The organism is Variovorax sp. WDL1, from assembly GCF_001541225.1.
Lineage (GTDB): Bacteria > Pseudomonadota > Gammaproteobacteria > Burkholderiales > Burkholderiaceae_C > Variovorax.
This window is the reverse complement of the sequence record NZ_LMTS01000327.1, coordinates 78,623-92,412: the sequence shown is the minus strand read 5'-3', so window position 1 is coordinate 92,412 and position 13,790 is coordinate 78,623. Positions and strand designations below refer to the sequence as shown.

At 66.5% G+C, this 13,790-nt stretch carries 11 protein-coding genes; 2 read left to right on the top strand and 9 right to left on the bottom strand.

What is annotated here, in order from left to right; genetic code table 11:
• Nucleotides 1–19: 19 nt before the first annotated feature.
• The 7 genes from nusA to APY03_RS37400 all read right to left on the bottom strand — a co-directional run bounded on the left by nusA (nt 20) and on the right by APY03_RS37400 (nt 9,054).
• Nucleotides 20–1,504, bottom strand: coding sequence for a transcription termination factor NusA (gene nusA / locus APY03_RS37430; RefSeq protein WP_068685504.1), 1,485 nt, complete (start codon nt 1,502–1,504; stop codon nt 20–22).
• Nucleotides 1,505–1,521: 17 nt separating this feature from the next.
• Entirely contained in the window at nt 1,522–2,145 is a 624-nt protein-coding gene (gene rimP / locus APY03_RS37425) for a ribosome maturation factor RimP (RefSeq protein ID WP_068685502.1), read from the bottom strand.
• Nucleotides 2,146–2,295: 150 nt separating this feature from the next.
• Nucleotides 2,296–3,501: a YbfB/YjiJ family MFS transporter gene (locus APY03_RS37420; RefSeq protein ID WP_068685500.1), complete on the bottom strand. Its 1,206-nt coding sequence runs from the start codon at nt 3,499–3,501 to the stop codon at nt 2,296–2,298.
• 24 nt (nt 3,502–3,525) lie between these two features.
• Nucleotides 3,526–5,139 carry an ABC transporter ATP-binding protein gene (locus APY03_RS37415; protein WP_068685498.1) on the bottom strand — a complete coding sequence of 538 codons (1,614 nt, stop codon included), beginning with the start codon at nt 5,137–5,139 and terminating at the stop codon, nt 3,526–3,528.
• Nucleotides 5,140–5,182: 43 nt separating this feature from the next.
• Nucleotides 5,183–6,223 (bottom strand): ABC transporter permease, encoded by a 1,041-nt coding sequence (locus tag APY03_RS37410; protein WP_068685496.1) that lies wholly within the window; start codon nt 6,221–6,223, stop codon nt 5,183–5,185.
• Nucleotides 6,216–7,250 (bottom strand): microcin C ABC transporter permease YejB, encoded by a 1,035-nt coding sequence (locus tag APY03_RS37405; protein ID WP_068685494.1) that lies wholly within the window; start codon nt 7,248–7,250, stop codon nt 6,216–6,218. Before APY03_RS37405 ends, APY03_RS37410 begins: the two co-directional genes overlap by 8 nt.
• Before the next feature lie 7 nt (nt 7,251–7,257).
• Nucleotides 7,258–9,054 carry an extracellular solute-binding protein gene (locus tag APY03_RS37400; protein WP_068685493.1) on the bottom strand — a complete coding sequence of 599 codons (1,797 nt, stop codon included), beginning with the start codon at nt 9,052–9,054 and terminating at the stop codon, nt 7,258–7,260.
• A 37-nt stretch (nt 9,055–9,091) separates the two neighbouring features.
• On the opposite strand from APY03_RS37400, the gene fabI reads away from it, so the two are divergent.
• Nucleotides 9,092–9,874 (top strand): enoyl-ACP reductase FabI, encoded by a 783-nt coding sequence (gene fabI / locus APY03_RS37395; RefSeq protein WP_068685492.1) that lies wholly within the window; start codon nt 9,092–9,094, stop codon nt 9,872–9,874.
• 75 nt (nt 9,875–9,949) lie between these two features.
• On the top strand, nt 9,950–10,819 hold the full coding sequence (locus APY03_RS37390; protein ID WP_068685491.1) for a DNA ligase: 870 nt from the start codon (nt 9,950–9,952) through the stop codon (nt 10,817–10,819).
• A 12-nt stretch (nt 10,820–10,831) separates the two neighbouring features.
• Here the strand turns inward: APY03_RS37390 and APY03_RS37385 are convergent, their stop codons facing one another.
• Nucleotides 10,832–11,389: a fasciclin domain-containing protein gene (locus APY03_RS37385; RefSeq protein WP_068685490.1), complete on the bottom strand. Its 558-nt coding sequence runs from the start codon at nt 11,387–11,389 to the stop codon at nt 10,832–10,834.
• Between the two features lie 95 nt (nt 11,390–11,484).
• Entirely contained in the window at nt 11,485–13,779 is a 2,295-nt protein-coding gene (locus tag APY03_RS37380; protein WP_068685489.1) for an arginine/lysine/ornithine decarboxylase, read from the bottom strand.
• Nucleotides 13,780–13,790 lie beyond the last annotated feature (11 nt).

Below are 13,790 nucleotides of genomic sequence, written 5' to 3'. Positions count from 1 at the left end.
TTTCGTGCCTCCATGACCGTCACTCTTGGCCGGCGAACCAGTGTTCGCGGGCCTTCAAGATCAGGTTCTTGGCTTCATCGGCGCTCTGGCCGGTGATTTCGGTGAGTTCGTCGACCGCGAGGTCGGCCAGGTCGTCGCGCGTATGCACGCCCGCTTCGGCCAGCTTCGGGATCAGGGCGGGGTCGAGGCCCGCGAGATCGCGCAGGTCCTGCGAGACGCTCTCGACGTTCTCTTCCCGGGCGATTTCCATGGTGAGCAGCGCATCCTTCGCGCGCGAGCGCAGCTCGTTGATCGTGTCCTCGTCGAAGCTCTCGATCTCGAGCAGCTCGGAGATGGGCACGTAGGCCACCTCCTCCAGGCTGGTGAAGCCCTCGGAGATAAGGATGTCGGCGATCTCCTCGTCGACGTCGAGCTTCTCCATGAAGAGCTTGCGGCTGGCGTCGGTCTCGCTCGCCTGCTTCTGGGCAGACTCGTTGGCATCCATGATGTTGATCTTCCAGCCGGTCAGCTCGGAGGCAAGCCGCACGTTCTGGCCGCCGCGGCCGATCGCGATCGCGAGGTTTTCCTCGTCGACCACCACGTCCATGGCGTGCTTTTCCTCGTCGACCACGATCGACGACACGTTGGCCGGGGCGAGCGCGCCGATCACGAACTGTGCCGGGTCCTCGCTCCACAGCACGATGTCCACGCGCTCGCCGGCGAGCTCGTTGGTGACGGCGTTGACGCGCGTGCCGCGCACGCCGACGCAGGTGCCGATCGAATCGACACGCTTGTCGTGCGAGAGCACCGCGATCTTGGCGCGCGAGCCGGGGTCGCGGGCGCAGCTCTTGATCTCGAGCAGACCCTGCTCGATCTCGGGCACTTCCTGGCGGAACAGCTCGATCATGAACTCGGGCGCCGCGCGCGACAGGATGATGGGCGCGCCGCGCAGCGTGAGGTCGACCTCCATGATCATCGCCCGTACACGGTCGCCGTTGCGCAGGTTCTCCTTGGAGATCATTTCACTGCGGCGCAGTCGCCCTTCGACGCGCCCCGCCTCGACGATGATGTCGCCCTTGTCGAGACGCTTGACGGTGCCGGTGAAGATCTTCTCGCCGCGCGACATGAAGTCGTTGAGCAGCATCTCGCGCTCGGCGTCGCGGATCTTCTGCAGGATGACCTGCTTGGCCGCCATCGCGCCGATGCGCCCGATCGGCACCGAATCCACCGACTCCTCGATGTACTCGTCTACCTCGATGTCGGGCATCTCTTCCTTGGCCTCGAACAGCAGGATCTCCTGGTCGGGCAGCTGCAGGCCAGCCTCGTCGGGCACCACGTGCCAGCGGCGGAAGGTCTCGTAGTCGCCGCTGTCGCGATCCACCGCAACGCGAATGTCCACATCGCCCTGGTAGAGCTTCTTGGTGGCTTGCGCCAAGGCGGACTCGACCGCGCCGAAGACAACGTCGCGTTCGACGTTCTTCTCGCGCGAGATCGCATCCACCAACATCAACATTTCGCGATTCATGCCACCACTCTCCTTGTTCAGTCCGACACCGTCACGTCGGGTTTGGGCCTGCGCCCCTTGAAATCCACGATCGGGGCGAGCCGCGCCTCGCGCAGCTCGTCCAGGGTGAAGCCCAGCGCCTGCACCGGGGCGGGCGCGCGCTTCGCGCTGATCTTCTGGCCGGGCTTCGGCGCCGTCTTTCCTTCGGGCTCCTGGCTCCAGACGATCTGCCAGCCCTGGGCTCCATCGGCCCCTGCGACCCGCTCCAGCGTGCCGCGAAATTTCTTGCGGTTGGCCGCCACCTGCCCCCCCGCGGCGGCGCCCATGGGCGCCTTCAGCGTGATGTCGATCACCTCGCCGACGAAACGTTCGAAATCCTGCGCATTGCGCAGCGGCCGGTCAATCCCCGGCGAAGAAACCTCGAGGCGCTTGTAGTCGATGTCGTCCACCTCGAGCGCGAACTGCAGCTGGCGGGTGACCTTTTCGCAATCCTCGACGGTGACGAGAGCCTCCGGCGCGCCGGGTGCCGCAGCCTCCGATGTGGGGCCGCTCCAGGGCAAATCAATCGTGACACGCAGCAGCCCTCCCGCCGAGCGTTCGATCTCGACCAGGTCGTAGCCGAGGCCGGCCACGGTTCGTTCCACTGTCTGCTGCAATGCCACGTGCTTTAGTGCGCCTTCTGTGTGTGTCGGTGCGCCGCCCGCCCAGCGCCGCGAAAAATGCTTCGACCAATAAAAAACGGGCGGTAGGTACCCGCCCGTTTGGTCGTGAGCCTCGAATTATATGCCAAACGTGTCAGGAATCGCTCCTTTCTAGGCCGCAATGGCGCCTGCCGACCGCCTGGCACGCCACCAGACCGAGGCGAACAGCAGCGCACCCAGCGCCAGCGCAGCTGCAGCCACCAGGAGCGGCAGGGTGAAAGAGCCTGTGCGCTGGGCCAGCGGGGCGGCGAAGAGCGGTCCCAGGATCTGCCCGACGCCATAGGAAGCCGTCGCATAGCCGATCAGCCCGGCCGCCGCGTTCCCCCGCAGGCGGCGCGCCTCCCGCATCGCGAAGAGGGTGATCGCCGTGAACGGCAGGCCCAGCAGCAAGCTGCCCAGCATGAAGCCGCCGATGCTCGGCCAGGCCACCGACAGCAGCACACCGACCGCCTGCAGCCCGTAGGCGAGTCCCAGCAGCAGCCGATTGTCCCAGCGGACAGGCGCCCGCGCGCCGATCAGTGCGCCCGGCACCACCGCCAGACCGAACAGCGGCCAGAAGAAGTCGGGCCAGGACGATCCCGGCAGAGCCTGGCGCGCGATCACGGGCAAGAATGTGGCGGTGATGATGTAGCCGAAGCCGGCGAGGCCGTAGAGCGCGACCAGCCACCACGCATCGGCTCTGGCGGCGGCGGAGTCGGCTGGCTCGGCAGAGGCCAAGGCTGCGGACCGCGCGGGCGCCAGCGCATGCGCACCGTCGCCGAACATGCGCCAGACTCCGGCGATCAGCACCGCCGACAACAGCCCGAAGCCGATCCACCCGGCCTCCGAACCCCAGCGGCCGATCGCGCCGCCCAGCAGCCCCGTGACCGCAATGCCGATGCCGGGGCCGGTGTAGATCACCCCCTGCAGGGTGGGCGCGTGCGTCTCGGCCAGGCGCCTGAGACCCCAGCCCGACGCGAAGACGAAGGTCCAGGCGCTCACAACCCCCGCCGCCGTGCGCAGCACGCCCCAGGCGGTGAAGCTGTCCCACAGCCCCATCCCGAGCAGCAGCGCCGCTGTGGCGACCAGCCCGCCGCGCACCATGTGGGCAGCCTCGACCCGGATCGCCGCGCAGGACAGCGCGCCCAGGAAGTAGCCGAGGTAGTTGAGCGACGCCAGCAGTCCGCCCGCTTCCAGGCCCAGCCGGCCCTCGTGCAGCATGACCGGCAGCATGGGGGTGAAGGCGAATCGCCCGAGACCCATCGCCACCGCCAGGGCCACCATGCAGGCCAGCGCGGCGCGCCACGCGCTGCGCCGGTCGCTTCCGATTGTCGACATCGATGCGTTTCCGGATTCGTTCGATCAGCCAACGGCCGCGGCCACCAGCTTCTGCGTGTAGGGATGCTCCGGCGCATCGAGGACCCGCAGGGCAGCGCCGGATTCGAGGATCGCGCCGTCCTTCATCACGATGACCTGATGCGCCATGGCGCGGATCACCTCGACGTCGTGCGTGATCAGCAGGTAACTCAGGCCGCGCTCGCGCTGCAGGCGCTGCAACAGGCCCAGCACCTGCTTCTGAATGGTGACATCGAGGGCACTGGTGGGCTCGTCGAGTACCAGGAGCCGCGGGCCGACGATCAGCGCCCGCGCGATGGCCAGGCGCTGGCGCTGGCCACCGGAGAATTCATGGGGATAGCGATCGAGGAGCGACGGGAACTGGGCCTCGGTCAGGCCCACATCGGCCAAGGCCTCGAGCGCGCGTACGCGGCGGGCGGCGATGTCGAGTTCGGGCGCGTGCACCGTCAGGCCTTCTCCGACGATCTGCTCCACCGTCATGCGCGGCGAGAGCGAGGAAAACGGGTCCTGGAACACCACCTGCATCTGCCGGCGCAGCGCGCGGTCGCTCGCCCGGCCGCTGTTCCAGCGTTGGCCCGTGACGCCGAGGCTGCCACCGTGTCTGAGCAGGCCCAGGGCGGCCAAGGCCAGGGTCGACTTGCCCGAGCCCGACTCGCCCACCACCCCCAAGGTCTCGCCCTGCCCGATGCGGAAATCGGCGCCTTGCACCGCCACGAACTCGCCCTTGCGGAACCAGCCGGCGAAGCCGGGGCGCGAGACCGGGTAGCTCACCCGCAGGCCTTGGGCCTCCAGCACCGGCGGCTCCTGCTGGGAGGGCACAGGGGGCACATCGCGCGCAGGCCGGCTGTCGATCAGCTTGCGGGTGTAGGCATGCTGCGGGGTTCCGAACACCTGGGCCACGGCGCCCTGTTCGACGATCGCACCGTTCTCCATCACCGCCACGCGGTCGGCGAAGCGGCGCACCATGTTGAGGTCGTGCGTGATCATCAGCACGGCCATGCGATGCTTGTCCTGCAGCTCGGCCAGCAGGTCGAGGATCTGCGCCCGCACCGTCACGTCGAGCGCCGTGGTGGGCTCATCGGCCAGCAGCAGGCGGGGCTTGCAGGCCAGGGCCATGGCGATCATGGCGCGCTGGCGCTGGCCGCCCGAAAGCTGGTGCGGAAAGGCCCGCGCCCGGCGCGCCGGCTCCGGGATGCCGGTGTCTGCCAGGAGCTGGACCGCCGCCTCCTGCGCCGCGCGCCTGGGCAGCGCCTCGTGCACTTCCAGGACCTCGGCGATCTGGTCACCCACGGTGTAGAGCGCGTTCAGGGCGGTCATCGGCTCCTGGAAGATCATCGCGACCTCCTTGCCGCGGATCGCGCGCAGGTCGCGCTCGGGCAGGGTCAGCAGATCGCGCGGGCCGGCGCCCTCCCCGTTGCCGGCCAGCCGCGCGTGGCCGGACACTTCGGCGTTGAGGGCGAGCCGAAGCAGGCTCAGTGCTGTCACGGTCTTGCCGGAGCCCGATTCGCCCACCAGGGCCAGCTTTTCGCAGGGCGCAATGCCGAAATCGATGCCGCGCACCACTTCCTTGCCACCGAAGGAGACACGCAGGCCTCGCACCTCGAGCAGCGCCGTGCTCATACCGCCTCCCTCGCCTTGCACTTCGACGGGCCCGACGCTGCGTTCATCGGTCGGCCTTCCGCGGATCGAGCGCATCGCGCAAGGCATCGCCCATGAAGGTCAGGAGCATCAGCGTCACGACAAGTACGGCGAAGGTAGAGATCGAGATCCACCAGGCATCGATGTTGGCCTTGCCCTGGCTCAGCAATTCGCCCAGCGAGGGCGTGCCCGGCGGCACGCCCAGGCCCAGGAAGTCGAGCGAGGTGAGCGCCAGGATCGCCGAGCTCATGCGAAACGGCAGGAAGGTCACGACCGGCGTCATGCTGTTGGGCAGGATATGGCGCCGCATGATCTGCAGATTGCCCACGCCGAGCGCGCGGGCGGCCCGCACATAGTCCATCTGCCGATTGCGCAGGAACTCGGCGCGCACGTAGTCCGACAGGCCCATCCAGCCGAACAGGCTCAGCAGGACCAGCAGCAGCGCCACGCTGGGCGCGAAGATGGCGCTGAAGATGATCAGCAGATAGAGCTCGGGCATGGAGCTCCAGATCTCGATGAAACGCTGGAAAGCGAGGTCGGTCTTGCCGCCGAAGTAGCCCTGGATCGCTCCGGTGACGATACCGAGCACCACGCCGATGGCGGTGAGCGCCAGCGCGAACAGGACGCTGACGCGGAAGCCGTAGATCAGTTGCGCCAGCAGGTCGCGGCCACGGTCGTCACTTCCCAGGAAATTCTCCCTCGAAGGGGCGGCCGGATTGGGCGATGTCGCGAAGTAGTTGAGCGTCTTCGGCCCGTAGGGGTTGGGCGCATAGATCGCCCAGTTGCCACCCTGGGTGATTCGCTCGCGGATGAAGGGATCGAGGTAGTCGGCGGGCGTTTCGAAATCGCCGCCGAAGGTCTTCTCGGAGTAGTTGCGCAGCACCGGGAAGTAGGTCTGCCCTTCGTAGCGCACCACCAGCGGCTTGTCGGTCGAGACAATTTCGGCGAACAGGCTCAGGACCACCAGGACGCTGAAAAGCGCGAGGCTCCAGAACCCGAGCCTGTTGCGCTTGAAGCGCAGCCAGGCGCGCCGGGCGGGGGAAACCGAGGACGTTGCGCTAGTCAAACTTCACCCTCGGGTCCACGAGGACGTAGCAGAGATCGGAAACGAGCTTGGTCACGAGGCCGATCAGGGTGAAAAGGTAGAGGGTGCCGAGCACCACCGGGTAATCGCGCCTGATCACGCTCTCGTAGCTCAGGAGGCCCAACCCGTCGAGCGAGAACAGGGTCTCGATCAGCAACGACCCAGTGAAGAAGGCGCCGATGAAGGCGGCCGGAAAGCCGGTGATGATCGGAATCAGCGCATTGCGGAACACGTGCTTCCAAAGCACCTTGCGCTCGGTCAGGCCCTTGGCGCGCGCGGTCAGCACGTACTGCTTTCGGATCTCCTCGAGGAAGGAGTTCTTGGTCAGCATCGCAGTCACGGCAAAGCTGCCCAGCACCATGGCCGTCACCGGCAGCGCAATGTGCCACAGGTAGTCGACGATCTTCGCGCTCCATCCCAAGCTGTCCCAGTTGGACGACGTCAAGCCGCGCAGCGGGAACCACTGGAGCTGCCCGCCGAACACCACCAGCAACGCCACCCCAAGCACGAAACCCGGAATGGCGTAGCCCACCAGCACGATCAGCGTGGTGACGGTATCGAATCGCGACCCGGCGCGCACGGCCTTCGCCACGCCGAGCGGCACCGCGATCAGGTAGCTGATGAAGAAGGTCCAGAGGCCGAGGCTGATCGAGACCGGGAGCTTTTCCTTGACCAGTTCCCAGACGTCCTTGTGCTGGTAGAAGCTGGTCCCCAGATCGAGGCGCGCGAAGGACTTGAGCATCATCCAGAAGCGTTCCGCAGGCGGCTTGTCGAAGCCGTAGAGCTTCTTGATCTCCTCGATGCGCTTCTCGTCCAGGCCCTGCCGGCCACGGTAGCCGGCGCCCGAGCTGGCCGCGCGCTCGCCGCCCGAATCCCGCCCCTGCAGCTGCGCCACCATCTGCTCGACGGGCCCGCCCGGCACGAACTGGACCGTGACGAAGGTCAGCAGCAGCACGCCGAAGAGCGTGGGCACCATCAGCAGCAGGCGTTTGAGGATGTAGCTGACCATCGCGGTTTCACTTGTTGGAGGGCGATGCCCACCACGTGCTCATGGCCCAGGTGTCGGCCTGGTAGTAGGGCGGAATCCTGTCCGGCAGAACGAAGGGCCGAGGCCGGTAGCCGATCAGGAAGGCGTCGCCATAGTACTGGGGGACCGAGTAGTGCCCGTGCGAGAGCACGCGATCGAGCGAGCGCATGGCGGCGCTGAGCTCTGGCCGGGTCGTGGCGCTCACGACCTTCTGCAGCAGGGCATCGACCGCTGGATCCGCAATGCCCCAGATGTTCCGCGAACCGTGGGTTGCCGCCGCCTTGGAGCCGAACAACTCCAGCAGCTCCCCGCCCGGCGCCGTGGTGCCGGGCAGGCGCACGGACGTCATCTCGAAGTCGAAGTTGTCCATGCGCTGCTGCGAGAGCGAGAAGTCCACCGTGCGGAAGCTCATCTGGATGCCCAGCTTCAGCAACGCGGTCTGCAACGGGGTCACGACTCGGATCAGCGACGGCTGATCGTTCAGGAACTCGATGGTGAAGGCCTCGCCTTTCTCGTTGCGCAGGGCGCCCTCGCGATACGTCCAGCCTGCATCGGCCAGCAGATTCCTGGCATTGCGCAGGTTCTCACGCAGGCTCCCCGGAGGCGCTGTGCTCGGCGGAATCGCCGCGGGACCGAACACTTCGGGGCGCAGCTTGTCGCGCAGCGGCTCGAGCAGCGCCAGCTCGTCCGGCTTGGGCAGTCCTTCGGCATGGAACTCGCTGTTCGGGTAGTAGCCCTGGACCCGCTTGTACAGGCCGTAGAAGAGCTGCTTGTTGAGCCACTCGAAATCGAACGCGAGTCCGATGGCCTGCCGTACCCGGATGTCCTTGAACTTCGGGTTGCGCAGGTTGAACACATAGCCCTGGAAATCTCCGGGGTTCTGGTTCTCGAACGCGCGCTTGAGGAGCTCGCCCGATGCGAACTGCTTTCCCGTGTATTGGCGCGCCCAGTTGCGCGAGGTGAACTCGCGCATGAAGTCGAATTCGCCGGCCTTGAGTCCTTCGAAGCGCGAGGTGTCGTCGAGGTAGATCTTGAAGGTGATGCGATCGAAGTTGAAGAAGCCCTTGCGCACCGGAATGTCGGCACCCCAGTAGTTCGGATCGCGTGCATAGGTGATGTCGCGGCCCATCCGCGGGTTGGCAATCCGGTAGGGTCCGGAGCCGATCGGCACCTCCGTCGTGACCTGGTCGAAAGGCTTGCCGGCTCCCCATGACCGGCTGAACACGGCCATGCCGCCCACCACCAGCGGCAGCTCGGGATTGGGGCTTGCGAACTCGAAGCGCACGAGTCGCTCGCCCAGCGCCTTGACACCCTTCACCTCTGCATAGATCGTGCGGAACTGAGGTGCCGCCAGGGGGCCCGTGAGGGTCGTGAAGGAATGCACGACATCGGCGGCCAGCACCGGCGAGCCGTCGTTGAAGCGCGCGCTGGGCCGGATGCGAAAGGTCGCCGAGCGCCTGTCGCCTGCGACCTCGACGTCCTCGGCCAGAAGCCCGTAGGCCGTGGTCGGCTCCTCCGAATTGCCGGTCAAAAGGCTCTCGAAAAGCAAGGCGCCGATGCCGTAGGGCGCGGTGCCCTTGAGCGTGAAAGGATTGAACTTGTCGAAGTTCGTCGGCCGCGTCGGCGGCACCATGCGGATCTCGCCGCCCTTGGGCGCGTTCGGATTCACATAGCTGAAATGCGTGAAGTCGGGCGGGTACTTGATGTCACCGAACTGCGCGTACGCATAGGCAGCCCACGAGGGGGCAGCCGAGAGCGCCAACACCAAGAGCAGCCAACCTCGCATGCGAGAATTCTGCCCAAGATTTTCACGAGGTCGCTCCATGGGCTTTCTTTCCGGCAAAAAATTCCTGATCACCGGCGTGCTGAGCAACCGCTCCATCGCTTACGGCATCGCCAAGGCGTGCCATGAGCAAGGCGCCGAGCTTGCCTTCAGCTACGTAGGCGAGCGTTTCAAGGACCGCATCACCGAGTTCGCCAATGATTTCGGCTCCAAGCTGGTGTTCGACTGCGACGTCGGCGACGACGCCCAGATCGCCAAGCTTTTCACCGACCTGTCTCAGACCTGGCCCAGGTTCGACGGTTTCGTGCACAGCATCGGCTTCGCGCCGCGCGAGGCGATCGCCGGCGATTTCCTCGACGGCCTGTCGCGCGAGGGCTTCAAGGTGGCGCACGACATCAGCGCCTACAGCTTCCCCGCCATGGCCAAGGCGGCCCTGCCCTACCTCAACGACAAGTCGGCCCTGCTCACGCTCACCTACCTGGGCTCTGTGCGCGCGCTGCCCAACTACAACACCATGGGCCTGGCGAAGGCCTCGCTGGAGGCCTCGGTGCGCTACCTGGCCGAGTCGCTGGGGCCGAAGGGCATGCGTGTCAACGGCATCAGCGCCGGACCGATCAAGACGTTGGCGGCGAGCGGCATCAAGGGCTTCGGCAAGATCCTCTCCGTGGTGGCGGAGGTCTCGCCGATTCGCCGCAACGTCACCATCGAGGAAGTGGGCAACGTTGCCGCCTTCCTGCTGAGTGACCTGGCCAGCGGCGTGACGGCCGAGATCACCCACGTCGACGGCGGCTTCAGCCAGGTGGTGGGCGGCATCGCCGAATAGCCGCGCCGCTCCGGGCTATCGGCCGGCGGCGGGCCGGCTCGCGTCAAGACAAGAAGATCATTCAGGGAACAACACATGGATCGTCGAAAGCTACTGCTTCTCGGCCCGGCGCTCGCGCTGGCGCCCTTCGCGCTGGCGCCCTTCGCGCTGGCGCATGCAGCCGCGCCGAAGCTCATGCTGGCCGATGTCTATCGCCGCGGCATGCCGCTGGCGGACTATTGGGTCAGCGAGAAGTACGACGGGATGCGCGGCTACTGGGACGGCAGGCAGCTCTGGACACGTGGCGGCGAGCGCGTGGCCGCCCCCGCCTGGTTCACCGCAGCGCTGCCGGCGGTGCCAATGGACGGCGAGCTATGGGCGGGCCGCGGGCGCTTTGCGGAGACGCTATCCACGGTCCGGGACCAGACGCCGAACGAGCCGGCCTGGCGGAACATCCGCTTCATGGTCTTCGACCTGCCGGCCCAGACCGGCGACTTCACGGCACGGCTGGCTGCGCTGCGCAAGCTGCTGCCGTTGAAGGACGCCCCCTGGGTGGTACCGGTGCCCCAGGCGCGGGCCGGCACGCACGAGGAGTTGCAGGCGTTGCTCGACAAGACAATGCGCATGGGCGGCGAAGGCCTGATGCTGCATCGGGGTGCCTCCCTCTACCGCACGGAACGATCGGCCGACCTGCTCAAGTTCAAGCCCTACGAGGATGCGGACGCGCGCGTGCTGGCCCATGTACCAGGCCGCGGCCGGCACGCAGGCCGAATGGGCGCGCTGCTGGTCGAGACGCCCGAAGGCCGGCGCTTCAAGCTGGGCGGCGGCTTCAGCGACGCGCAGCGCGACCATCCGCCTGCCGTGGGAAGCTGGGTCAGCTATCGCTACAACGGCACGAACCCCGGTGGCCTGCCGAGGTTCGCGCGCTTCCTGCGGGTGCGGGACGACCTCGCGTCCTCCTCCTAGACCGCTGATCCCTTACTTGGGCAGCAGTACCTTGTCAACGACGTGGATCACGCCGTTGGACTGGTAAACATTGGCGGTGCTCACCGTGGCCCAGCCGCCCTTTTCGTCGCCCACCATGATCTTGCCGCCGCTTTCCTTGGCGGTGAGCGTGCCGCCGGCCGCGGTCTTGAGCGTGGCCGTACCCTTGCCGTCCATGATCTGGCTGCCCAGCGCTGCGGCGTCGAGCTTGCCGGGCACCACGTGATAGGTCAGCACGGCTGTCAGCTGGGCCTTGTTCTCGGGCTTGAGCAGCGTGTCCACGGTGCCGGCGGGCAATGCCGCGAAGGCCACATTGGTCGGCGCGAACAAGGTGAAGGGACCCGGCCCCTTGAGGGTTTCGACCAGCCCTGCGGCCTTGACCGCTGCCACCAGCGTGGTGTGGTCCTTCGAGTTGACGGCGTTGTCGATGATGTCCTTGCTCGCCGACATCGGCGCGCCGCCGACCATGACTTGCGCCGAGGCCGCGGCGGCGCCGACCGCCATTGCGGCAGCCAGGGTGAGAGAGGCAAGGCGGTGGAATCTGCTGCTCATGATGAAAGGCTCCTCGAGGGTTGAAACCGACGCCGGAATGACGTCGGCTGCAACCAATACGAAAGCCGCGCCGATTTGGATTAGCCTGCCGCCCCTCAGCCCGCGCGCACGCAGTCTGCGTAGTAGCGCTTCTTGCCGCTCTCGTCGAACCGGGCCACCAGCCCGTGGATGTCGGTCTCGAAGCCCGGGCACTCGCTGTTGAACGCGCGCGCGAACTTGAGGTAGTCGACGATCTTCTTGTTGAAAACCTCGCCCGGGATCAGCAGCGGAATGCCCGGCGGGTAGGGCGTGATCAGGCTCGTGGTGATGCGGCCCTCGAGGTGATCGATCTCCACCCGCTCGGTCTTGCGGTGCGCGATGTGTGCGAAGGCGTCGCTGGGCTTCATCGCCGGCTGGAGGTCGCTCAGGTACATCTCGGTCGTGAGCCGGGCCACGTCGTGGCGCGCATAGAGCTCGTGGACGTGCTGGCAGAGGTCGCGCAGCCCGAGGCGCTCATAGCCCGGGTGGCTCTGGCAGAACTCCGGCAGGATGCGCCACATCGGCTGGTTGCGCGCGTAGTCGTCCTTGAACTGCTGCAGCGCCGTGAGCAGCGTGTTCCAGCGGCCCTTGGTGATGCCGATGGTGAACATGATGAAGAAGCTGTAGAGCCCCGTCTTCTCGACGATCACACCGTGCTCGGCCAGGAACTTGGTGACGATGCTGGCCGGAATGCCGGTGGCGGCGAACTTGCCGTTCAGGTCCAGGCCCGGCGTCACGATGGTCGACTTGATCGGGTCCAGCATGTTGAAGCCGTCGGCGAGCTTGCCGAAGCCGTGCCAGTTGCGTGCGCCGTTCCTGGCGTTCGGGCCGCTGCGCGACTCGCCCTGCATGATCCAGTCGCTGGCGCGGCCGATGCCTTCCTCCACCAGCTTCTCGGGGCCCCAGACCTTGAACCACCACTCGTCCTTGCCGAACTCCTGCTCCACCTTGCGCATTGCGCGGCGGAAGTCCAGCGCCTCGAGGATGCTCTCTTCCACCAGCGCGGTGCCGCCGGGCGGCTCCATCATCGCGGCGGCCACGTCGCAGCTGGCGATGATCGCGTACTGCGGGCTCGTCGAGGAGTGCATCAGGTAGGCCTCGTTGAAGAGGTCGCGGTCGAGTGCACGGTTCTGCGAGTCCTGCACCAGCACGTGGCTGGCCTGGCTGATACCCGCCAGCAGCTTGTGGGTGGACTGGGTGGCGAACACCAGCGACTCCTTCGGCCGCACGCGCCGCTTGCCCATTGCATGGTAGGCGCCGTAGAAGGGATGGAAAGCCGCGTGCGGCAGCCACGCCTCGTCGAAGTGCAGTGTGTCGACGTAGCCGTCGAGCATGCCCTTGATGGTCTCGGTGTTGTAGATCACCCCGTCGTAGGTGGACTGCGTGAGCGTCATGACGCGCGGCTTGACCTTGTCGGCATCGACATGCGCGAGCAACGGGTTGGCGCGGATCTTGTCCTTGATGGCCGCCGGCTCGAACTCGCTCCTGGGGATCGGGCCGATGATGCCGAAGTGGTTGCGCGTCGGCTTCATGAAGACGGGAATGGCACCGGTCATGATGATCGCGTGCAGCACCGACTTGTGGCAGTTGCGGTCCACCACCACCACGTCGTCGGGGGCCACGGTGTGGTGCCACACCATCTTGTTGCTGGTGCTGGTGCCGTTGGTCACGAAAAAGCAGTGGTCGGCGTTGAAGATGCGCGCCGCGTTGCGCTCGCTGGCCGCCACCGGGCCGGTGTGGTCGAGCAACTGGCCCAGTTCCTCCACCGCGTTGCAGACGTCGGCGCGCAGCATGTTCTCGCCGAAGAACTGATGGAACATCTGGCCGACCGGGCTCTTGAGGAAGGCGACGCCACCCGAGTGGCCGGGGCAGTGCCAGGAGTAGGAGCCGTCTTCCGCATAGTCGATCAGCGCCTTGAAGAACGGCGGCTGCACCCCTTCGAGGTAGGACTTGGCCTCGCGGATGATGTGGCGCGCCACGAACTCCGGCGTGTCCTCGAACATGTGGATGAAGCCGTGCAGCTCGCGCAGGATGTCGTTCGGCAGGTGGCGTGAGGTTTTCGTCTCGCCGTAGATGTAGATCGGCACGTCGGCGTTCTTGCGCCTCACCTCTTCGATGAAGTTGCGCAGGTTCAATACCGCCGGATCCAGGTCGGGCCCAGGGGTGAACTCCTCGTCGTCGATCGACAGGATGAAGGCGCTGGCGCGGCTCTGCTGCTGGGCGAACTGGCTCAGGTCGCCGTAGCTGGTGACACCCAGCACTTCGAAGCCCTCGCTCTCGAAGGCCTGGGCCAGGGCGCGGATACTGAGTCCCGAGGTGTTCTCGGAGCGGAAGTCCTCGTCGATGATGACGATCGGGAAACGGAATTTCATGGGGGGCTCCG

Coding starts and splice junctions, on each gene's coding strand:
- APY03_RS37420 (WP_068685500.1), bottom strand. CDS start 3,501: ATGTCGACAATCGGAAGCGACCGGCGCAGCGCGTGGCGCGCCGCGCTG.
- nusA (WP_068685504.1), bottom strand. CDS start 1,504: ATGAATCGCGAAATGTTGATGTTGGTGGATGCGATCTCGCGCGAGAAG.
- APY03_RS37415 (WP_068685498.1), bottom strand. CDS start 5,139: ATGAGCACGGCGCTGCTCGAGGTGCGAGGCCTGCGTGTCTCCTTCGGT.
- fabI (WP_068685492.1), top strand. CDS start 9,092: ATGGGCTTTCTTTCCGGCAAAAAATTCCTGATCACCGGCGTGCTGAGC.
- APY03_RS37380 (WP_068685489.1), bottom strand. CDS start 13,779: ATGAAATTCCGTTTCCCGATCGTCATCATCGACGAGGACTTCCGCTCC.
- APY03_RS37400 (WP_068685493.1), bottom strand. CDS start 9,054: ATGCGAGGTTGGCTGCTCTTGGTGTTGGCGCTCTCGGCTGCCCCCTCG.
- APY03_RS37385 (WP_068685490.1), bottom strand. CDS start 11,389: ATGAGCAGCAGATTCCACCGCCTTGCCTCTCTCACCCTGGCTGCCGCA.
- APY03_RS37390 (WP_068685491.1), top strand. CDS start 9,950: ATGGATCGTCGAAAGCTACTGCTTCTCGGCCCGGCGCTCGCGCTGGCG.
- APY03_RS37405 (WP_068685494.1), bottom strand. CDS start 7,250: ATGGTCAGCTACATCCTCAAACGCCTGCTGCTGATGGTGCCCACGCTC.